Source organism: Ekhidna sp., from assembly GCF_039940915.1.
Taxonomy (GTDB): Bacteria; Bacteroidota; Bacteroidia; order Cytophagales; family Cyclobacteriaceae; genus Ekhidna.
The window spans coordinates 1,009,650-1,029,000 of sequence record NZ_JBDVFO010000001.1; the positions used below are offsets into that span (position 1 = coordinate 1,009,650).

22 protein-coding genes are annotated in these 19,351 nt (G+C 41.1%); 11 read left to right on the forward strand and 11 right to left on the reverse strand.

What is annotated here, in order from left to right:
- Positions 1–10 precede the first annotated feature (10 nt).
- Complete coding sequence (locus tag ABJF57_RS04635) at positions 11–400, reverse strand: hypothetical protein (RefSeq protein WP_462230740.1); 390 nt, start codon at positions 398–400, stop codon at positions 11–13.
- A gap of 104 nt (positions 401–504) precedes the next feature.
- Here ABJF57_RS04635 and ABJF57_RS04640 point away from each other — a divergent pair, with 104 nt between their 5' ends.
- Entirely contained in the window at positions 505–1,206 is a 702-nt protein-coding gene (locus ABJF57_RS04640; protein WP_462230738.1) for a hypothetical protein, read from the forward strand.
- A 1-nt stretch (position 1,207) separates the two neighbouring features.
- Here the strand turns inward: ABJF57_RS04640 and lipB are convergent, their stop codons facing one another.
- Positions 1,208–1,915 (reverse strand): lipoyl(octanoyl) transferase LipB, encoded by a 708-nt coding sequence (lipB, locus tag ABJF57_RS04645; protein ID WP_462230736.1) that lies wholly within the window; start codon positions 1,913–1,915, stop codon positions 1,208–1,210.
- 5 nt (positions 1,916–1,920) lie between these two features.
- The gene (locus ABJF57_RS04650; protein WP_462230734.1) at positions 1,921–2,892 is read right to left on the reverse strand and encodes a type I phosphomannose isomerase catalytic subunit; all 972 of its coding nucleotides are present in this window, start codon (positions 2,890–2,892) and stop codon (positions 1,921–1,923) included.
- A 38-nt stretch (positions 2,893–2,930) separates the two neighbouring features.
- On the opposite strand from ABJF57_RS04650, the gene ABJF57_RS04655 reads away from it, so the two are divergent.
- Genes ABJF57_RS04655 through purH form a run of 3 tightly spaced genes read left to right on the forward strand, consistent with a single transcriptional unit; the run spans position 2,931 to position 5,438 of the window.
- On the forward strand, positions 2,931–3,272 hold the full coding sequence (locus ABJF57_RS04655) for a YraN family protein (protein WP_462230732.1): 342 nt from the start codon (positions 2,931–2,933) through the stop codon (positions 3,270–3,272).
- 13 nt (positions 3,273–3,285) lie between these two features.
- Positions 3,286–3,858, forward strand: coding sequence for a phosphoribosylglycinamide formyltransferase (gene purN, locus ABJF57_RS04660; RefSeq protein ID WP_462230730.1), 573 nt, complete (start codon positions 3,286–3,288; stop codon positions 3,856–3,858).
- A gap of 56 nt (positions 3,859–3,914) precedes the next feature.
- Positions 3,915–5,438 carry a bifunctional phosphoribosylaminoimidazolecarboxamide formyltransferase/IMP cyclohydrolase gene (gene purH, locus ABJF57_RS04665; RefSeq protein ID WP_462230728.1) on the forward strand — a complete coding sequence of 508 codons (1,524 nt, stop codon included), beginning with the start codon at positions 3,915–3,917 and terminating at the stop codon, positions 5,436–5,438.
- Positions 5,439–5,482: 44 nt separating this feature from the next.
- Here purH and ABJF57_RS04670 read toward each other — a convergent pair whose 3' ends face one another.
- Together ABJF57_RS04670 and ABJF57_RS04675 are read right to left on the reverse strand one after the other, a co-directional pair.
- Positions 5,483–6,133, reverse strand: a complete 651-nt coding sequence (locus ABJF57_RS04670; protein WP_462230726.1) for a hypothetical protein — start codon at positions 6,131–6,133, stop codon at positions 5,483–5,485.
- A complete protein-coding gene (locus ABJF57_RS04675) occupies positions 6,130–6,549 on the reverse strand; it encodes a hypothetical protein (protein WP_462230724.1) in 420 nt (139 codons plus the stop codon). Before ABJF57_RS04675 ends, ABJF57_RS04670 begins: the two co-directional genes overlap by 4 nt.
- A 75-nt stretch (positions 6,550–6,624) precedes the next feature.
- Between ABJF57_RS04675 and ABJF57_RS04680 the strand changes: the two genes are divergently transcribed.
- Complete coding sequence (locus ABJF57_RS04680) at positions 6,625–7,803, forward strand: ArnT family glycosyltransferase (RefSeq protein ID WP_462230722.1); 1,179 nt, start codon at positions 6,625–6,627, stop codon at positions 7,801–7,803.
- Here ABJF57_RS04680 and ABJF57_RS04685 read toward each other — a convergent pair.
- The 6 genes from ABJF57_RS04685 to mutY all read right to left on the reverse strand — a co-directional run bounded on the left by ABJF57_RS04685 (position 7,772) and on the right by mutY (position 13,977).
- Entirely contained in the window at positions 7,772–8,245 is a 474-nt protein-coding gene (locus tag ABJF57_RS04685) for a GNAT family N-acetyltransferase (RefSeq protein ID WP_462230720.1), read from the reverse strand. The two genes, ABJF57_RS04680 and ABJF57_RS04685, sit on opposite strands and share 32 nt — an antisense overlap.
- Positions 8,246–8,257: 12 nt before the next feature.
- The gene (recG, locus tag ABJF57_RS04690; RefSeq protein WP_462230718.1) at positions 8,258–10,351 is read right to left on the reverse strand and encodes an ATP-dependent DNA helicase RecG; all 2,094 of its coding nucleotides are present in this window, start codon (positions 10,349–10,351) and stop codon (positions 8,258–8,260) included.
- Positions 10,352–10,497: 146 nt separating this feature from the next.
- Entirely contained in the window at positions 10,498–11,061 is a 564-nt protein-coding gene (gene gldD / locus ABJF57_RS04695; protein ID WP_462230716.1) for a gliding motility lipoprotein GldD, read from the reverse strand.
- Between the two features lie 19 nt (positions 11,062–11,080).
- Positions 11,081–12,430, reverse strand: coding sequence for a gliding motility-associated protein GldE (gldE, locus tag ABJF57_RS04700; RefSeq protein ID WP_462260556.1), 1,350 nt, complete (start codon positions 12,428–12,430; stop codon positions 11,081–11,083).
- 29 nt (positions 12,431–12,459) lie between these two features.
- Positions 12,460–12,909, reverse strand: a complete 450-nt coding sequence (locus ABJF57_RS04705; RefSeq protein ID WP_462230714.1) for a single-stranded DNA-binding protein — start codon at positions 12,907–12,909, stop codon at positions 12,460–12,462.
- Between the two features lie 6 nt (positions 12,910–12,915).
- Positions 12,916–13,977 carry an A/G-specific adenine glycosylase gene (gene mutY, locus ABJF57_RS04710; RefSeq protein WP_462230712.1) on the reverse strand — a complete coding sequence of 354 codons (1,062 nt, stop codon included), beginning with the start codon at positions 13,975–13,977 and terminating at the stop codon, positions 12,916–12,918.
- 89 nt (positions 13,978–14,066) lie between these two features.
- On the opposite strand from mutY, the gene ABJF57_RS04715 reads away from it, so the two are divergent.
- From ABJF57_RS04715 to ABJF57_RS04740, 6 genes are all read left to right on the forward strand, one after another.
- Positions 14,067–14,357 carry an HU family DNA-binding protein gene (locus tag ABJF57_RS04715; protein WP_462230710.1) on the forward strand — a complete coding sequence of 97 codons (291 nt, stop codon included), beginning with the start codon at positions 14,067–14,069 and terminating at the stop codon, positions 14,355–14,357.
- Entirely contained in the window at positions 14,354–15,139 is a 786-nt protein-coding gene (locus tag ABJF57_RS04720; RefSeq protein WP_462230708.1) for a tetratricopeptide repeat protein, read from the forward strand. Before ABJF57_RS04715 ends, ABJF57_RS04720 begins: the two co-directional genes overlap by 4 nt.
- Positions 15,140–15,285: 146 nt before the next feature.
- Positions 15,286–16,836: an Rne/Rng family ribonuclease gene (locus ABJF57_RS04725; RefSeq protein ID WP_462230706.1), complete on the forward strand. Its 1,551-nt coding sequence runs from the start codon at positions 15,286–15,288 to the stop codon at positions 16,834–16,836.
- A gap of 162 nt (positions 16,837–16,998) precedes the next feature.
- Complete coding sequence (locus ABJF57_RS04730) at positions 16,999–18,210, forward strand: hypothetical protein (protein WP_462230704.1); 1,212 nt, start codon at positions 16,999–17,001, stop codon at positions 18,208–18,210.
- 18 nt (positions 18,211–18,228) lie between these two features.
- The gene (gene ytxJ, locus ABJF57_RS04735) at positions 18,229–18,606 is read left to right on the forward strand and encodes a bacillithiol system redox-active protein YtxJ (protein ID WP_462230702.1); all 378 of its coding nucleotides are present in this window, start codon (positions 18,229–18,231) and stop codon (positions 18,604–18,606) included.
- A 36-nt stretch (positions 18,607–18,642) separates the two neighbouring features.
- Positions 18,643–19,350 (forward strand): hypothetical protein, encoded by a 708-nt coding sequence (locus tag ABJF57_RS04740; protein WP_462230700.1) that lies wholly within the window; start codon positions 18,643–18,645, stop codon positions 19,348–19,350.
- Position 19,351: the final 1 nt, after the last annotated feature.

The following is a 19,351-nucleotide window of genomic DNA, read 5'->3' on the forward strand; positions in this document are numbered from 1 at the left end:
AAGTAATCTTTTAGTCATGCAAGATACCTTTCATTTCCAACTCTTCAACGAAGATGAGGTTGTCTTCTATGATCGAGTCTGGCACAAAGATAAACTTTTTGTCATAGACCTGTCCATCGATGAAGTAGCTCACCCAATATTCGTTGTTCAAATGAAAAACAGATTCGTCAATAGGCTCGACTAGCGCATATTCTCCAGAGTCAATGAAGGGAATCATGTGACGCAGGGTAGAAGTTTTCTGCGTTTCCGTTTTCGTTTCCCCGTACCCTCTGGAAGTTATCATTACGTTTTCCAGTTTCTTTTCGTTTCGATTGATGAGAAATACTCTCCACCCGTCACCTTCCTTGGTAATAACAACGTGAACGTTTTTTACTGGTGAGAAATCAATGTCCTTTTTCACAAACAGTGTTTAGTTTTTATATTAAAAAATGTGTGACTCACATCTCTTAGTTTTGCGCACTCGGAATACTTAGCAATTTTGTTCACAATCACTATTTTAGGCAAATGAATGAAAACAACCCTCAAAAGGAACGAATATTTCCTTTTGTCTGGCCTTGGAAAGGCGCAAATAATCAACGCCTTTCGGTTGGGGAATTAGTAAAGGTCAAGACTTTCTCCATCTTCTATTTAATTGCCATTTGGACAGTTATTGCCATTCTCGGGTTTGCTTCAACCAGAAACTGTGAAGGTACCTGGCAATTGGCTTTGCAATGTGAATATGCATTTTGGGTGAAAAACCTAACAGAAACCCCCCTTATCTTTTTCAGAAACCTATTCACAACACCTTTTCTTCACAATGGACTTGATCATATTTTATTCGTGTCTGTTCTTGGCTTTTTATTAATTGTACAGTCTCATGAGGCAGTTTTTGGATCTAAGAGAACAGCCTTGATGTTTCTCTCTTCTTATGTGACCGTGGCTCCTTTTTTTGCTGTTTTCTATACCGTAGGGATCGATTTTTTTCCTGATAGTGAGTTTATGCAGTTTGCATTTGTGCGAAACTGGCTTGGAGGATCAATTGGAATGTTCCAAGTGTATGGAGCTTTGGCAACACAAAGCCGGAAGCCGTGGATTATGTTGAGCGTACCGGTAATTTTTGAAATATTCAACTTGACAGTGTTAGGAATTGATCTGCATATTTCATTGATGCACGTGATGGCATCTTTTCTGGGGTTTGGAATTTCTTATTGGTTTGTGAAAAGATAAGTCAGTCTCTCAGATCCATTTCGAAAAGAGCTGAGAGGTGTTTTTTGAGTTTTTCTTCTACCTCTTTGATATCCGTTTTTTGTCCCAGCTCTTTTTCAAGAGAGGTTACGGCTTTATCCTGAATGCCGCACGGCACTATGTAGTTGAAGTACTCGAGGTTGGTGTTTACGTTGAAAGCAAAACCATGCATGGTTACCCATCGGCTGCTTTTAACACCCAAGGCACAGATTTTACGCGCCTTTTTTTCATCTTCCCAATCTAGCCAAACACCGGTGAGTCCTTTTATTCTTCCTGATACTATTCCGTATTCTTTTAAAGTTTGAATGACGGCTTCTTCGAGAAAACGCAAATACTTATGGATATCTGTAAAAAAGTGATCAAGGTCTAGAATTGGATAACCGACAATTTGTCCCGGCCCGTGATAAGTAATATCTCCACCTCGGTTGATTTTATAGAAAGTAGCTTGCTTCTTTTTTAATAAACTCGCATTTGCGAGGAGGTGATTTTTATCACCACTTTTACCGAGCGTATAGACATGAGGGTGCTCACAGAAAATCAGGTAATTTTTTGTGGCAACTTGTCTGCCATCATCCGCCTTTCTATTCGCTATTTTCTGTTCAACGGTTTCTTTGAAAAGCAGTTCTTGATAATCCCACGCTTCTTGATAATCTTTTAGACCTAAATGAATGAATTGCGTCTGCTTTGTCAATGCTTCTAAACTTCAATATAGGTTTCTAACAACTCAAGCTTATCTTCTGGTTCGATTTGATATGATTTCATGGTCGCCGGAATGAGAATTACTTCACCTAGATGGATTGCTTCACCCGCTATTTTTCCTGTCCCACCAACACCAATGTAGATTTTAAAACAATCTAAGTCCTCCCTGTCAAGAGACATGTTTTTTTCAATCACCAGTTTATTGGTATTGAAATAAGGAGAGGAGACAATGGAATTGGTTTCATTTGGAATCTCATCGTAATTACTTCTTATCCGATCAGGCTTTGAATAGTCGAGTGCATCAAGTGCCAGTCCCGTATGCAATTCTCTTTTATTACCTTCTTTATCGACACGATCAAAGTCGTAAATCCGATAGGTTATATCTGAAGTCTGCTGGATTTCAGCAATAAATAGCCCCTTGCCAATGGTGTGTACTCGACCTGCCGGGAGATAGTATACATCGCCTTTTCCTACTTCCTCCGAATTCAAAAGTTCTAGAATTCTACCCGACTGGAAATAATCAAGATACTCGACTTTATTGGTGTCTCTTGCAAAACCATTGATCAAGGTAGAGCCACTGTCTGCTTGCACAACGTACCACATTTCAGCTTTTCCGGGGCAATTGTGTCTTTTCCTTGCCAGATCATCATTTGGGTGCACTTGCACAGACAAGTCCTGGTCTGCATCAAGGAATTTTATGAGTAGAGGGAATTCTCCTCCGTAAGTTTTATAAATTTTTCCTCCAACCAATTCGTGTTTATGTTCGGCTACAATGTCGGAAAGCATTTTGCCGGAGAGCGCGCCATTTGCAACAACAGAAATATTTCCAGGCACCCCAGAAAGTTCCCAGGTTTCACCGCAATTCTCCAGCTCACCAAAATCTTTTCCGAGAATGGTTTTAATTTTCTGCCCTCCCCAAAGCTTTTCTTTGAAGATGGTTTTGAATTTAAGTGGGTATAATTCTGACATTAACTTTAATAGCTGCCCAAATGGTCAGTGTTCTTATAATGGATCGCAAAACTAAAGGTATTGAAGGTGAAGCAATAGCAAAACGTTATTATGAAAATACAGGTTGTGAAATTTTAGAAACAAATTATCGTTTCGGACGCGCTGAAATTGATTTGATAGCATTGAAAAATGAAGGTCTTTTGATATTTATTGAAGTAAAGAACAGAAGCAGGAAAGATTTTGGAGAAACGGAGACGTTTGTCTCTGAATCCCAGCAGGAGAGGATCAAAGAGGCCGCAGAGGACTATATTTTTGGAATCAACTGGAAAAAGGATATTCGCTTCGATATTGCTTGTGTGGATTCAAGTGGGAGAGTGGAGGTTTTTGAAGATGCGTTCTAGTTAGTTTTGCCAAGTGAATCAGAAAATAAACCTAACCATTCTTGCATCAGGAAGCGGAAGTAACGCAGAGAACATCGCGAAACATTTTGCGAAACATCCACAGATTCAAGTAACCAAGATTCTTTCAAATAAGTCCGAAGCATTTGTGCATGAGCGAGCAAAGAAGCTCAATGTTCCTTCTGCTACTTTTTCAAGAGAGGAGTTTAAAAATTCTTCCTTCATTGATGAGTTTCAAAAAACAGACTTCATCATTCTGGCAGGCTTTCTTTGGTTAATTCCTGAATATTTGATCCAGGCATTTCCTAATCGAATCATAAATATTCATCCCGCACTGCTGCCAAATTTTGGTGGCAAAGGGATGTATGGAAACAATGTGCATAAGGCTGTGGTGGCATCTGGTGAAAAACAATCGGGTATTACCATCCACCTGGTAAATGAGGAATATGATGAAGGAGAGATTCTTTTTCAGGCCAAATGCGAAGTAGCAAAAGAAGATACAGCAGAAGACCTTGCGAAAAAGATTCATGCATTGGAATACGAGCACTTCCCAAGAGTAATTGAGGAGTATATCCAATCTTGTAATTGATATAACCATCTACGGATGGTACCTTTGCCCACCTTGAAATAAACCGTCCATCCGACATGTCTAAAAAGAAGATTCAATCTGCCCTCATTTCCGTTTTTCACAAAGAGGGTCTAAGCCCCATTATCCATAGCTTGGACAAACTGGGAGTTACCATTTACTCGACAGGAGGTACCGAAAAATTTATTCGTGAAGAAGGGGTGGATGTGGTTCCTGTTGAAAACCTAACGGATTATCCTTCGATTTTCGGAGGACGAGTAAAAACGCTTCATCCAAAAGTTTTTGGTGGAATTCTTCATCGAAGAGCGAATGAATCTGACCTTGCAGAAGCTAAAAAATTCGAAATTCCTCCCATTGATTTAGTGATTGTGGATTTGTATCCATTTGAAGCGACTGTGGCAAGTGGAGCTTCCGAAGAAGATGTCATTGAGAAAATTGACATTGGAGGAATTGCGTTGATTCGTGCCGGTGCAAAAAATTACAAAGACGTGGTGATGGTGAGCTCCATGGAGTATTATCAGGACTTGCAGGATATCCTGGACGATCAAGGAGGCGAAACCGATGAAGAGGAGCGAAAGCTGTTCGCTGCAAAAGCATTTGCAACATCTAGCCATTATGACTCAGCTATTTTCAACTGGATGAATGCTGCTGATAAAGTGCCTGCATTCAGGTTAAGTGCTTCACCTGCCAGAGAATTGAGATATGGGGAGAACCCGCACCAAAAAGGAACTTTCTATGGTGATTTGTCAGCCTATTTTGATCAGCTGCATGGGAAAGAGATTTCTTACAATAACCTGGTGGACATTGAAGCGGCGGTTCAACTCATCGCTGAATTTCATGATACAGCATTTGGGATTTTGAAACACAACAACGCCTGCGGTATTGCCACAGGATCAACTACGAAAGAAGCCTATCAGCGAGCGTTTGCCGCAGATACAGTGTCTGCGTTTGGAGGTGTGCTGGTTTGTAACAAAGAAATTGATAAGGATACTGCTGACGAAATGAACAGCCTGTTTTTTGAAATTTTGATTGCACCATCGTTTAGCGAGGAGGCATTGGAAGTTTTGAAAGGGAAGAAGAACAGAATTCTCCTGATTCAAAAGAAACCATGGCACCAACAGACCCAATACAAGAGCATGCTCAATGGGACAATTGTGCAGGATTATGATTTGAAATCCGAAAGCAGATCTGATTTGGAAGTAAAAACCAAAAAACAGCCTACGGCTGATGAAGTAGAGGATTTACTGTTTGCATCGAAAGTATGCAAGCAATCCAAATCCAATACGATCGTCTTGGCGAAAAATGGACAACTACTTGCAAGCGGTGTAGGCCAAACATCTCGAGTAGATGCTTTGAACCAGGCAATTGAGAAAGCGGGTAATTTTGGCTTTGACCTGAATGGTGCGGTGATGGCATCCGATGCCTTTTTCCCATTCCCGGATTGTGTTGAGATTGCACAAAAAGCAGGAATCTCGGCGGTTATCCAGCCAGGCGGTTCTATCAAAGATCAGCTATCGATTGATTACTGTGATGAAAATGGGCTTGCGATGGTTATGACTGGAGTTAGGCATTTTAAGCACTAGCATTGTTCATTTTAAAACCACAGTTTTGTAATTTTTTTACAAGATTAATGTTTCCTTAATCGATACACGATACCGAGTTCTTTATTCTCCAAGCGCAGCTCATCCCACACAAATCGGGCTTTCCAGATAATTTGTTCGTTTGCGAAATTGATTTTTTGATGGCGTGTGTCAACAAGAATACTTCCTTTCTCGATGATGCTGTCATTTCTGGTAATTGCATATTCTTGATCTGAAATGTCGAATTGCATGTTATTGATTTCCTGCTCTTTTCCTTTTTCCTCAATCTTATATAATTCCCATCTTCCAGAAAGTGCTTCTATAAACTCATCAAAGGAAGGGAGCTGGTCTGCTCGAACAAACTTAAGTTCTGTGGTGCGATAGCCATATGCTAAACCTTTTAATACAAGAACTCCTTGATAGATATTCGCATTCCAACTCGTATCAAACCATTTTTTATCGGTACTTGAAAAATAAAGATCATTTTTGTTAAGTTGATATAGGCCAATCAAATCACCATTGGCTCGAGAAACAGAAAAACTTCCACTTTTTTCAAATTTTATAAAAACAGGACTTGAATCGCGGGGAATCATATCAATGCTGATGTGATCTAGTTTCCATAATCCAACAAGTTCCGGAGGTTCAGTACATGAGGTAGCCAGGAGAAAGACTAAAATAAAAGGCAGGAGTTTGGTCATCCCATAAGCGTCATCAATAATTGCACCAACTCATCTTTCTTCATATCGTTGAAATGCTTATGACGTTCATTTTCGTTCATTTCTTGTAATTTTTTTACAAAATCCTGACCTAAAACATCCATTGCATGATTTTCAGGAGCGCCGAAGATTTCGATTTCGTCAATTGCCGTATTCAGGATTTCTTTTCCTTTAAGTTTAGCGGTCTCTACTGGTTTGTAGTTCGAATTGGAATCTCGCAAAGCCCAGCTACTATAGTCTATCTTTAGCTGCTCGATTTGTTTTGCCCGCAGATCGCTTGCTCCGAAGATCCGCTGCAAGACGGTTATGGCGCTAGTTTTCCATGCTTCCAGATCGAAGTGCTCGTCTTCAAGTTTGGTGATCTGTTTTTTGAGAAGTTTAATGTATTGCGCTTTCATTTTTTGATTCTTGCTGTAAACTTCAAGTTAATCATTCGATGATTAGACACATCAGATTATTTTGCATTCTTTCTTATGCTAGACAAGAAGACAATGGAAGGGGATAATACCAAAGGCATGCTTGCTGCGGTCACTTTAGTGTACGCAGGGTTGAGCATCTATCTGTACAATACGTATGGGGTGAAGATCATGAATGATTCGCCACGCTACCTAACTTATGCTGAAAACTTATCTGGAGGGATATACTTTGACCCGCTTAATTTTTGGTACATCAGCTACGTGTTCTTTGTGGCGTTTGTGAAGTTGTTTGCGGAAAGCAATACCTACATCATCTTGGCGCAATATATTCTTGGATACGTTAGCGTGCTTGCCTTGTTTGGCGCAACTAAGCGGCTTACGGAAAATGTAAGCATTGCTTTTTTGGCTGCTATGATTTTCACCTTGTTTCCAGACAATTTAATGTGGAATTCTTATGTGCTCACAGAGGGGTTTTATTCAAGTATGATTTGTGTGGCACTCTACTTTCTGGTGACAGCTTGGAAAAACCCTACGAAGTTTAACTATTCAATACTGGTTTTGATTTTATTGATCGTATTCTTCTCCAAGCCGACATCTCCTGCGTTGTTTATTGCACTAGCCTTTCCTGTTATTTGGAGGTGGCTCAGAAACCCACCCCTCCGAGGAATAAAGCTTACCTCTCTTTTAGTGGCTGGCGTTTTATTTCTTTTTCTGGCTAACAAAATGATTAGCTCACATCGCGTGATGTTGATTTATGAGAATGGAGATATCATATTTGCCATGCACGAATTTCCGACACACCCTCATCACGACTGGATGACCATAGACATTCCCGATGATTTATATAAACCGCCTGTAGATAAACCTCTTCTTCAACAAATGGCGTCATTTGTAATTTCGAATCCGGGGTATTTCATGAAGCTCTTTTTTGGAAAAGTGGTGATGTACATTTCCCATATCCGAACGTACTGGTCATGGCCTCACAATTTGTTGATGATCGCTTTTTTATGGCCTTGTTACTTTTTCTGTTTTAGGGTTATGAAAAGGAAGCTGCTTTCTGAATCGATGATTTTTTCAGCAATCGTTTATTGCAGTATGCATACCATAGTGGTCGGGATGACCTGGGCAGATTGGGATGGGCGCTTTTTCGTGCCGATGCTGCCAGTCATTGTTTTGATCGGTTCTTTAGGGATAGCAGATTTCTTCAAAATGAATGCGAATCCTTCGTCAACTTGATTTCTAATTTAATCATATCTCTGGCTCGCTTTCCGTTCTCCATGATTGGATTCGGATAATTCTCAGCAAAGAAATTGGTAACTCGTTCAAATACTGAAAACCCCAGCTTTTTGTAAAGGGTCAATTGAGTTTTACTGGTATCTGCAGTCCCTATAATGATTCGCTGGATGTCGGAGGATTTAGCGAACTCAATGCTGTGCCGAATGAGCTTGGAGCCGACTCCACGCTTTTGAAAACCCGGATCTACAGCCACATTCATAATCTCGGAAGTATTTTCATCCATTTTCAGTGCAAGCACACCGATTACCTGATCCTTCTCTTGCGCAACAAAAACCTCAGATTGCTCAATATATCGATAGATCATTTCCTTTGACGGATCGGCCAAAAGCAATAGATCTAGTGGAATTTCTTGATTTGATACGTTGACAATAGAGAAATGCATGATTCTTCAGAATTAGGATATTCGTCCCCAATTGACGGCATTTTTGCTAAATGAATCGATATGGGATTTAATCATTCGATGATCGGGCTTTTCCAAATTTGGATCCGCCTTCAATAGTTCTTGGGCGGCTATTCGAGCAACCTTTAAGATTTCGCCATCCTTAACTAAGTCAGAAACCAATAGATCCAAAGCTCCGCTTTGACGTGTACCCATCAAATCCCCGGGACCTCTCAACTCTAGATCAACTTCTGCAATTTTGAAACCGTCCGTCGTATCAACCATCGTTCTCAGTCTTTTTCTTCCTTCTGTACTCAACTTGACGCCTGACATGAGTACGCAAAAAGACTGATCGGCTCCTCTGCCCACGCGTCCTCGAAGTTGATGCAATTGTGAAAGACCAAATCGCTCCGCATTTTCAATGACCATGATTGTCGCATTTGGCACATTAACTCCCACCTCTATTACCGTGGTAGCAACCATAATTTTGGTTTCACCTTTTACAAAGCGCTGCATCTCCCACTCTTTGTCTTCTGCCTTCATCCGACCGTGTACGATAGAAATTTGGTACTCGGGAAAGCGTCGTTGAATTCCTTCATACCCATCCATCAGGTCTTTGTAGTCTAGCGTAGCAGATTCCTCAATGAGTGGATAAACAATGTATGCTTGCCGGCCTTTTTCAATTTCCTTTTCAACGAACCCAAACATTTCTAAACGTTTGCTTTCAAAGAAGTGCTTTGTTTTAATCGCCTTTCGCCCAGCTGGGAGTTCGTCAATAACGGAGATGTCCAAATCTCCATAAAGCGTCATGGCGAGTGTTCTTGGAATCGGTGTTGCAGTCATTACAAGTACATGTGGATAGACCTCCACTGTTTTTGTCCACAGTTTTGCACGTTGAGCGACTCCAAAGCGATGCTGCTCGTCAATCACTGCAAGACCCAGATTCTTGAATTTTACTTTGTCTTCAAGCAGCGCATGTGTGCCTACTAAAATCGAAATTACACCTGACATCAATCCTTCATGAATGAGCTTACGCTCGGACTTGGGAGTTGAGCCAGTGAGGCGAGCAATGTGAATGCCCAATGGCTTTGCTTCCTCTTGCAGTCCCTTGAAGTGTTGCTCAGCAAGAATCTCCGTTGGGGCCATGAATGCACACTGAAACCCAGAACCAATCGCGATGAGCATCGAAAGAAACGCCACCATGGTTTTCCCACTACCTACATCGCCCTGAACCAACCGATTCATTTGTTGACCGGAGCGGAAGTCAGCATAGATTTCCTTCACCACTTTTTTCTGAGCACCAGTGAGCTCAAAAGGCATATAATCTTTGTAAAACGTATTCAGAAGATCGCTCTTGTTGATGACGGCTCCTCGATACTTCTCTGTTCTGGCAATTTTTAGCTTAATGAGTCGAAGTTGTACGAAGAAAAGTTCTTCAAACTTCATTCTGTTTTGAGCAAGCTGGAGATGCTGAGCTGTGCGCGGAAAGTGCATGGACACAACCGCTGTTTTCTTATCTACTAGATTGAATTGGTTGAGTAAGCCTTGTGGAAGTGTCTCATGGATGTGGTTTACAGCTTCAACCAGGAGGACTTTCATTATTCTGGAAATGAACTTACTATCCAGTCCCTTCTTTTTCATTTTCTCTGAAGTGTGATATACAGGCTGTAGATAGCCCCCCTTTGTATTCTTTTCTGTTTGTATTTCTACCTCTGGATGCGCGATGTTGAACTTTCCATTAAATAAGCTTGCTTTCCCAAAAGCGACATATTTCACACCAATGGTAAGGCTTTTCTGTATCCATTGTACGCCTTTAAACCAGATCATCTCTATACTTCCGGTCTCGTCCGCGAAAATTCCAACAAGTCTGGATTTTCTACCAACACCGATGGTCTTGAATGATTTAAATTCTCCAATGAGTTGAACGTAGGGGAGGTCATGTTGGAGCTCAGTGACCTTGTAAAACTTGCTGCGATCTTCGTGTCGGAATGGGTAATGCTGGAGGAGGTCTCCGAAAGTGAAAATCTGCAATTCTTTGTTGAGCGTTTCTCCGCGTTGGGGACCTACGCCTTTTAAATACTCAATTGATCGATCAAAGAATTGATGCATAGGGCTAAGATAATCCGTAGCATAAAAAAAGGGGCCATTCGGCTTCTCTCTAAAAATGCATACTCAATAATTAGGTTAGGTTTAGTATAGGTAGTCTAGTGCATTTTATATGTTGATAAGCAAGAGAGGTAAGTTGAAATGTTAAATCACTCTCTCCACTCCAAAGTTGTGAGCAGGTGAAGAATGTCATTCTTGAGGTAATTAATGACGGGTGAAAGGGAGTCATTTTTTGTAGCAGTACGAAAGTAAAGTGCGCCCCTGAGAAAATGGTCGGTACTATCAGAAACGTGAAATTGTGCTTGCGTCGGAACCTCTCCTTCCAGCTCTGTAAAGGAAGCAAATAGACCATTTGGCAATTCGATGATACTCTCTTCGATGGCGTATGCTTTTACGTTATGTTGTGATGTGAGCTTATATGAATCACTTAGGTATTCTCGAACAATTGAATCTGTTACCGGCTTATACGTAATCTGGATCGCAGCCTTCATTTCGGGGTAGTATAAGTTGATCCAATAGCGTTCGCTAATCCAGCTGGAGTCTCTAAGCAGTTGAGCATTTTTAGAATACTCAAAAGAATATGGAAAAGTATCTGGCAAAACCTGATAGGCAACGACGGGCAAATCAATTCTGTTGAATCCTTTCGGCTTTGGCAGGTAGTCACCACCACAAGCGATACAAAAAAATGCCAGAAGGATTGGGAGGTATTTCATGGTTCTATTTCGGCTCAAATTAATCTTCGAAACCACCAACGTTGCTCTTGTCATTATTGATATATGCTCGAATACGTTTTATGCGTCGTTGATCGACAGCCACAACGGTGAATACAAAACGACCGACCCGAATTTTTTCTCCCGCGCTTGGAAGCTTCGTATTTATCTCAAGCAATAGGCCTCCAAGTGATTCGCTCTCACCTTTCACCGTGTCAAAGACCGCACTATCAGTATTGGTGATTTTGCTGAAGTCATTGAGAGATGTTTTGCCTTCGAAGATGAATGTTTGGCTATCCAGTTTATTGTAGGCGACATCACTCTCATCGTCAAACTCATCATTAATTTCTCCTACGATCTCTTCAATTACGTCTTCCATGGTAATTAATCCGGAAGTGCCACCATACTCATCAATCACAACAGCAATGTGAACCTGCTTTTCTTGAAAATCTTTGAAAAGATCGTCGATTTTTTTGCTCTCAGGCACAAAATAGGCAGGTCTCAGGAGGCCTTGCCACTTAAAGTCCTCCTCTTCTCCAATGTGAGGCAGTAAATCTTTGATGTAAAGGATGCCCTCTACCTTGTCTACTGTTTCAGTAAATATGGGTATTCTGGAATATCCCGTCTTATTGATTTGATTCATCAGCTCATGGAAGTCCGTTTCTCGATCAATGGCTGTAATATCCATGCGCGACTTCATTACCTGCTTCACCGAAAGTGTACCGAAATTGACTATGCCTTTGAGGATTCCTTTTTCTTCCTCGGTGACATGTTCCTTTTCCACAGAGATCTCCAACGCTTGATTGATTTCTTCTACAGAGAGATTGTACCCTTTCTTTTCCATTCTTCGCTCTATCAAGCGGGTGATGTTCATAAGAAACCAGGAAATGGGCTTGAATATTTTGTAAGAAAAAAGGAGGAGCCCGGAAGTGAGCTTGGCAAAAGCTGTCCCGTTGTGGTTGGCGTATACTTTGGGAATTATTTCTCCAAAGAAAATGATCATGATCGTGATGACGGTGGTGAGGATTACGATCGTGACTCCTTGCTTACCCTGTTCACCAACGATTTGCCATGTAGCATAGGTTGAAATCGTAACAATGAAGATATTGACAAGGTTGTTTAGAATAAGAATTGTGGCCAGCAGGCGCTTTGGGTTGTGAAGCAGCAAACTTATTCGCTTTTCCTTGGTGCCGGATGACCTGTTGAAGTCCATGATTTGGTTGTGAGAGAAAGAGAAAAAAGCCACTTCCGACCCTGAAACTAATCCGGAAAGACCCAGTAATATGAGCACAACCAAGCCATTGATTAGGTAAAATGAGAATGGCATGTCTGCCATCATGCTAAGCAATACTGTGGGGAGAGGATCGTCCAAAGATGTTTCCAAAGACTATTTGGTTATGTTTAAAATGGGAGGTCATCGCTGGCATCACTTGCTGTATCCTGCACAGGTGCAGTTGGCTGTGATTCTTGCTGGCTTGTATAGTCTCCTCCTCCTTGCTGTCCTTGCGAAGAGCCACCACTTCCACCACCAAGCATGGTCATGTTGTCCCCAACAACCTCTGTGGTATATCGAGTTACTCCATCTTTTTCCCATGAGCGAGTGCGAAGTTTTCCTTCAATGTAAATCATATCGCCTTTCTTCACATACTTCTCTACTACCTCAGCCAAACCTCTCCATAACACTACGTTATGCCATTCAGTTTGTTCCCTTCGTTCGCCTGTTTGGCGATCTTTATATGTCTCAGATGTCGCTAGCGAAAAGTTTGCAACAGTCGCTCCATTTTCAAGGTGCCGTACTTCGGGATCTTTGCCAAGACGGCCAACTAAGATTACTTTATTTACTCCAGACATGTTTTTTTATTTAATACCTGCTTGACTAAGATAATTTACGATCAGCTTAGGTTTTGGCAAATTTAGCACTTCCTCAACGGAAAATGAGCTTAAAGCCGTCTTTTGACACATCGCCTCCAAATCTTTCTTTGAAATGGTGATTTCATAAAAACGAGCATGGATTTTCTGATGACTTAAAATGTGAACAAATACTTCTGACACCTCTTCCAAAAGAGGTTTTTTAAGGCACAATTCATGATTGATTCTATCCAAAACGACTTCCTCCTCAAACTCTCCTTCGATTAAAAAGAAATCATAAAGTCCATTCCAGACATCCTTTTCCGTTCGTTCCTTTAAGAGGAAAGCACCAGCAAACTTTAACACAACATAATTGAAGTGGCGATTTCTCACTTTAACTTTCCCCGTTTTCACGGGGAGAGATTTTTGAGCATTCCTATCAAAAGCATAGCAATTGGGAGAGAAATCACATTCCTGGCACTTGGGTTTCGGAGCACAAGTGGTTGCCCCGAATTCCATCATCGCCTGATTAAATGTTCCAGGACTTTTTTGAGAAATTTCTTTCTTGAGCAATGATTCGAAGATCTTTCTGGATCCACTTTTAGAGATATCTGCGGTGATGCCAAAGTAGCGAGAAGCAAATCGAAAAACATTGCCATCCACTACAGGCTCAGGTTCGTCAAAACAAATGGAGGCAATAGCGGCGGCAGTGTAGGGACCCACACCTTTTAGCTTAATTATTTCCGAATAGGAAGAAGGGAAGTTGCCATTGAGTTCTTTACTGATATACTTTGCTGTCGTGTGAAGGTTGCGTGCACGCGAGTAGTAGCCCAGACCCTGCCAAAGCCTAAGTACTTTTTCTTCAGGAGCATTTGCCAAGTCTGCGATTTTTGGAAAAGCCTCTACAAATCGCTCCCAATATGGGAGCCCCTGATCAACACGCGTCTGCTGAAGAATGATCTCGGATAACCAGACAGGGTACGGGTCTTTTGTTTTTCGCCAAGGAAGATCACGCTTTCTCTCTGTATACCAATTAATTAGCCTTTTGGTAAATGTTTTATCTTCGATCACTTAATAATTTAGAAATCCTTTTTTTATGTGAAGGTGCAAATTTAATTTTGGCCTCCCAATTTTAATACCCACCTATAAACCAGACAGTTGTGACAAAAGCTGATGTTATAAACGAAATATCGGATAAGACCGGAATAGATAAAGCAGATGTGCAAGCGTCTGTGGAAGCCTTTTTTACTGTTGTGAAAAACAACATGGCTAATGGCGAAAATGTTTACGTACGAGGATTCGGTAGTTTCGTGAACAAAAAAAGAGCAAAGAAGATTGCACGAAATATCTCAAAAAACACCGCAATTGTAATTGATGAGCACTTCATTCCCTCATTTAAGCCATCGAAAATTTTTGTAGACAAGATCAAAAAATCTTCTAAGATCAAGTGACGAGATCACAGTTAATCCTCCTTCTTGGATCTGCGGCTTTGGTAGTAATTATCTTTCAATTACCCCGTAGTGTTGTTGAAAATGAACAGCTTCAGGAAGTAGTCGAGACTGAAAGTCACTCGATGGAAATACCTCAAGAAGTTGAAAGTCAGATCAATGACTTGAGAAGATTGGTTCAAGGAGAAGAAAATGTTGATAAAAAAGCTAACTTTGCGCACTCTTTGGCTAGACGCTTCCTCGATTATGGGGTTGTGGATAGTGCGGCAAGTATTGCTGCGGACATTGAAAGATGGGAAATCATTCCTTCCAAATTAGCCGCGGATATTTATTTCACTGCTTATGAGCGATCTCCGGATCCGGAACGAGCTAAGAAATATGCAGAGAAGGCCAGAGGGGTTTTACAAAACTTGTTGGATAAAGATCCGACAAACCTTTTTTTGAAAAACAGATTAGCAATGACGCTTGTGGTTTCTGAAAACCCGATGGCTGGAATAGCCATGCTAAGAGAAGTTTTAGCTCAGGATGAAACCAACCGACAAGCAATATTAAACCTTGGCCTTTTAGCCATCCAAAGCGGACAGTTTGAAAGAGCAAAGGAACGATTTGAAAATTTGATATCATTGAATGCTGCTGACCATGAAGCAAAGCTTTACTTGGCGGTATCCATGATGGAAATAAATCAACAAAAGCAGGCTCGCTTGCTTTTGGAGGAAATTTTAGCTTCTAGAGATTCAATCCCAGCGATCAAAATGATGGCAAACGATTATCTCAATGGGCTTTAAAATATTTTAGAAACTTTTAAAAGAATAGAAATTATGCCTTGCGGTAAGAAAAGAAAGAGACATAAGATCTCCACTCACAAGAGAAAGAAGAGACTTAGAAAAAACAGACATAAGAAGAAGTAATAGGCACCCACTAAACAATCGCTATGAGTAATGAACTAATCATTAACTCAACTCGCGAGGGATGTCGTATTGCTTTACTTAAGGATAAAAGGCTAGTAGAATTTCACCAAGACGGAGGTGGTCAAACCTTCAACGTAGGTGACATTTATCTGGGATCAGTAAAGAAGGTAGTTCAAGGATTGAACGCAGCTTTTATTGATTTAGGATATGAAAAGGATGCCTTTTTACACTACTTAGATTTAGGACCTCAGGTTCAATCACTAAATAAGTTTACCAAACTTACATTGGCGAAAAAACTCAACAGCACAAGGCTGACGGGTTTTAAAACAGAGCCAGACATCAACAAGCTTGGTAAGATGAGTCAAGTCCTTACTAAAGGACAGAAGATTTTAGTACAAGTAGTAAAGGAGCCTATTTCTACAAAAGGCCCACGACTTTCATGCGAGTTGTCATTGGCAGGTAGATACCTGGTAATGGTGCCGTTTTCAAACACGGTAAACGTATCAAAAAAAATAACTGACGCAAACGAACGTAAGCGTCTTCAACGATTGATCAGCTCCATCAAGCCTGAAGGGTTTGGTGTGATTATCCGTACTGTAGCTACAGGCAAGGATGTAAAAGAGCTTGATACAGATTTACGCAACCTTGTGGATCGCTGGGATGAGGGCATGAAAGCCTTGCAAACAGCCAAAGTGCGAGACAAGGTGATTGGCGAAATGAATCGCGCCAACTCTATCCTACGAGATGTACTGAATGAAAGCTTCGATAGCATCATGGTTGATGATAAGGAGCTTTATCAGGAGATCAAAACTTTCGTCAAGGGTATTGCTCCGGACAAGGAAAAGATTCTGAAACAGTACAACGGGAAATCAAAGATTTTTGAAGCCACAGGTGTAGAAAAGCAGATGAAGACCTCCTTTGGTCAGTCTGTGAGTATGCTAAATGGTGGATATCTGATCATTGAGCATACCGAAGCGCTTCATGTCATTGATGTCAATAGTGGCAACAAGTCTAATAAAGAAGACAATCAGGAAGACACTGCGCTGAAGGTAAACCTAGATGCGGCAGATGAGATTGCACGGCAGCTAAGACTCAGGGACATGGGTGGAATCATCGTGATAGACTTCATAGATATGCGAAGGATAGAGAACAAGAAGAAGCTCTATGCCAGGATGAAAGATGCGATGAAAGATGATCGATCAAAGCACACGATTCTTCCGCTATCTAAATTTGGCCTCATGGAAATCACTCGGCAAAGGGTGAGACCAGAGCTATCCATAACCACGAAAGAATTATGCCCCAACTGTAGTGGAACAGGCAAAATTTCGGCTTCTATTCAAGTAGCAGACCAAGTGGAAAACACCATTAAGTACTTCTTTGAGTCTCAAAATGAGAAGAAGATTACAGTGGCATTGCATCCATATTTATATACTTACTTTACTGCGGGAGTTTTCTCCAGAAGGGTAAAATGGTTTATGAAATATTTCCGTTGGGTCAATATGGTAGAAGATAGTTCCAAGGCGCTAACTGAATTTGAAGTGTTAAATGCTCAAGGGGAGCCAATTCAGATATAACCGGATACGTACAGAATTTTTAGGGAACGCTTAATTACTGATAAAAATGTTTCAGAGAATTAAGCGTTCTTTTTTTACGAAACGAAAAGGAGGGTAACCAACGGAAACGACAAATTCGTTGAGATATATCTAAATTACTAACCTTTGAGTAGCACAGAGTAAATGAAACGGTTTCTTATCATATCATTTTTGATTGGCGCGGCAGTTTATACTACCGATGCACAATTGCTTGAGGATACCGATCGAAAGCTCAAGGTTAAAAAAGTAGAGCGAAAAGGCTTTCTCTTTTTTCGGAACAAAAAAAAGCCTGGTAAGAGCACGGGAATACCTAGCAATGGAAGAAGCACTTCTCCCAGATATTCAAGTGCTTCTTCACCCTTTAGGCTATCAAAAACAGCCTCTCCTCGTTACTCGCCACTGAGAGATAAACAGAAGCGCTATTCGGTTAGAACAAGATCCTCTTCTGGAGGTCTGGCCAGCTTTAAGACCAGAAAGACATCTCCTCGTTATTCAGGGAGCAATCCTTTTCGAGGAAATGACTATAAAGTTACTCCTCGCTATTCTTTTGGGAATCCTTTTCGAGGGAGCCAATACAAGACTTCACCCCGCTACTCAAGAGGAAATCCATTCAGAGCAAAGGACTATAAAATTGCACCAAGGTTTTCATCCTCAAACCCCTTCCGTGGGAGGGATTACAAAGTGAATATCCGTTATTCTCAGGGAAGTCCGTTTAGAGGTCAAGTTTACAAAGTAGCACCAAGGTACTCACCGTCAAACCCTTTTAGAGGGAGGGATTACAAGGTGAATATTAGGTATTCGAAGGGCTCACCGTTTAGAGGGAAGGATTATAAAATCACACCGCGTTATTCACAAGGAATGCCTTTTAGAAGCAAAGACTATAAAATCAACCCGAGGTACTCTCAGGGGATGCCATTTCGAAGTAAGGATTACAAAATTAACCCAAGGTACTCACAAGGAATGCCCTTCAGAGGGAAGGACTACAATGTAAAGCCTCGCTATTCAGCGGGATCACCCTTTAGAGGAGTAGATTTTAAAGTACGACCAAAATACACGGGTAGCAGAATTAGGTTTTTTGGGAATTCGAAAGAATGGGGATTGGCGAGAATTTACCAAGAATCTTCTCTTTGGGAAGGGGACATGAAAGTGGGGCGTCGACGCGTTGGAGATCAGCACCCGAGTAGTAATTACCACATGGCCATGAAGTTTAATAATCCTAAGATTAGAAAGATGTTTAGAAAGTGGAATATCTTTTGGACACGAATGAACGGGAACAAGCAAAACTCAAATGGTGTTAATGAGCGAGTAAAAGAACCCAGGTTCGATAAAAAAGAACGGGTGATCTGGAATAACTAAAAGATAGAGGATCTATAAATGTTAGGAAAACTATTTTCATCGAAAGAGGTAAAACCTCTACCCTGGACTCAGTTGAATACGATTTCACAATTGGAAGAAATTGATAGAATGTCGAATGAAAAGCCCATTCTATTGTTTAAACACAGTACCCGCTGCTCCATCAGTGCAATGGCGCTAGGTCGTTTTGAAAGATCATACGATGAGAATGCATCTTTTGATCCGTACTTTCTCGATCTCATCACCTATAGAGATCTATCCAACAAAGTTGCTGAGCGGTATGGAATCAGGCATGAATCTCCCCAAGTAATCCTGATTAGGAACGGGAAGGCAACATTCGATGCATCGCATATGGGAATTAGCTACAGTGAACTTAACATTGAAGCAGAAAAACAATAGGGATTTGCGCATTATTTTTGTTATGGAATAGCACACATGAAAAAACTCCATTTATATATTCTTCTAATTCTTCCCTTGCTAGGGTCAGCACAGCTGTTCGAAGGCGAAGAGTTTGAATATTCTTCTGAGTGGATCTGGGGAATAAACAAGAATACCAATGGAGGACTCATTGGAGGTTTAATGGTTCGCCATAGCCGAAAGAAAGGAAAAGATATCTATCAGACATTTGGATTGGAGTTGTCCAACGTAAAGCATCCAAGTGAGGCTAGATACATTGGCTTAAGTGGTGCTGGTTTTATCTATGGAAAGTCAAACTATTTGTATGCCATTCGGACGAACTATGGATTGGAGAAGCTGATGTTCAGGAAAGCGAATCAGCAAGGCGTTCAAATCAGCATGGCTGTGGCGGGAGGTCCAACGTTTGGACTGGTTACTCCCTATTATGTCTTAGGCGCAGATCAGCGGTATTCACCATTTAGTTTGATAACTCATCCTTCCCCACAAACCATTGCAGGTCCAGGTAAACTCTTTCAAGGCCTGGGTGATTCTGATTTTGCACCCGGAGTACATGCGAAAGGTTCTGTGTTTTTTGAGTTTGGAACCTATAGAAGCAATGTAGCTGGTGTGGAAGTGGGCGTTATGGTGGAGGCTTTTTCCAAAGAAATTGAACTTGTTCCTTCCCAGGCGAACAAATCAGTGTTTTCTTCTGTTTTCTTCACACTATTTTGGGGTTCCCGAAAATAGA

Coding starts and splice junctions, on each gene's coding strand:
- purH (WP_462230728.1), top strand. CDS start 3,915: ATGTCTAAAAAGAAGATTCAATCTGCCCTCATTTCCGTTTTTCACAAA.
- ABJF57_RS04655 (WP_462230732.1), top strand. CDS start 2,931: ATGGATCGCAAAACTAAAGGTATTGAAGGTGAAGCAATAGCAAAACGT.
- ABJF57_RS04685 (WP_462230720.1), bottom strand. CDS start 8,245: ATGCATTTCTCTATTGTCAACGTATCAAATCAAGAAATTCCACTAGAT.
- ABJF57_RS04640 (WP_462230738.1), top strand. CDS start 505: ATGAATGAAAACAACCCTCAAAAGGAACGAATATTTCCTTTTGTCTGG.
- gldD (WP_462230716.1), bottom strand. CDS start 11,061: ATGAAATACCTCCCAATCCTTCTGGCATTTTTTTGTATCGCTTGTGGT.
- ABJF57_RS04705 (WP_462230714.1), bottom strand. CDS start 12,909: ATGTCTGGAGTAAATAAAGTAATCTTAGTTGGCCGTCTTGGCAAAGAT.
- ABJF57_RS04725 (WP_462230706.1), top strand. CDS start 15,286: ATGAGTAATGAACTAATCATTAACTCAACTCGCGAGGGATGTCGTATT.
- ABJF57_RS04670 (WP_462230726.1), bottom strand. CDS start 6,133: ATGACCAAACTCCTGCCTTTTATTTTAGTCTTTCTCCTGGCTACCTCA.
- ytxJ (WP_462230702.1), top strand. CDS start 18,229: ATGTTAGGAAAACTATTTTCATCGAAAGAGGTAAAACCTCTACCCTGG.
- ABJF57_RS04675 (WP_462230724.1), bottom strand. CDS start 6,549: ATGAAAGCGCAATACATTAAACTTCTCAAAAAACAGATCACCAAACTT.
- ABJF57_RS04680 (WP_462230722.1), top strand. CDS start 6,625: ATGCTAGACAAGAAGACAATGGAAGGGGATAATACCAAAGGCATGCTT.
- ABJF57_RS04730 (WP_462230704.1), top strand. CDS start 16,999: ATGAAACGGTTTCTTATCATATCATTTTTGATTGGCGCGGCAGTTTAT.
- ABJF57_RS04740 (WP_462230700.1), top strand. CDS start 18,643: ATGAAAAAACTCCATTTATATATTCTTCTAATTCTTCCCTTGCTAGGG.
- recG (WP_462230718.1), bottom strand. CDS start 10,351: ATGCATCAATTCTTTGATCGATCAATTGAGTATTTAAAAGGCGTAGGT.
- ABJF57_RS04650 (WP_462230734.1), bottom strand. CDS start 2,892: ATGTCAGAATTATACCCACTTAAATTCAAAACCATCTTCAAAGAAAAG.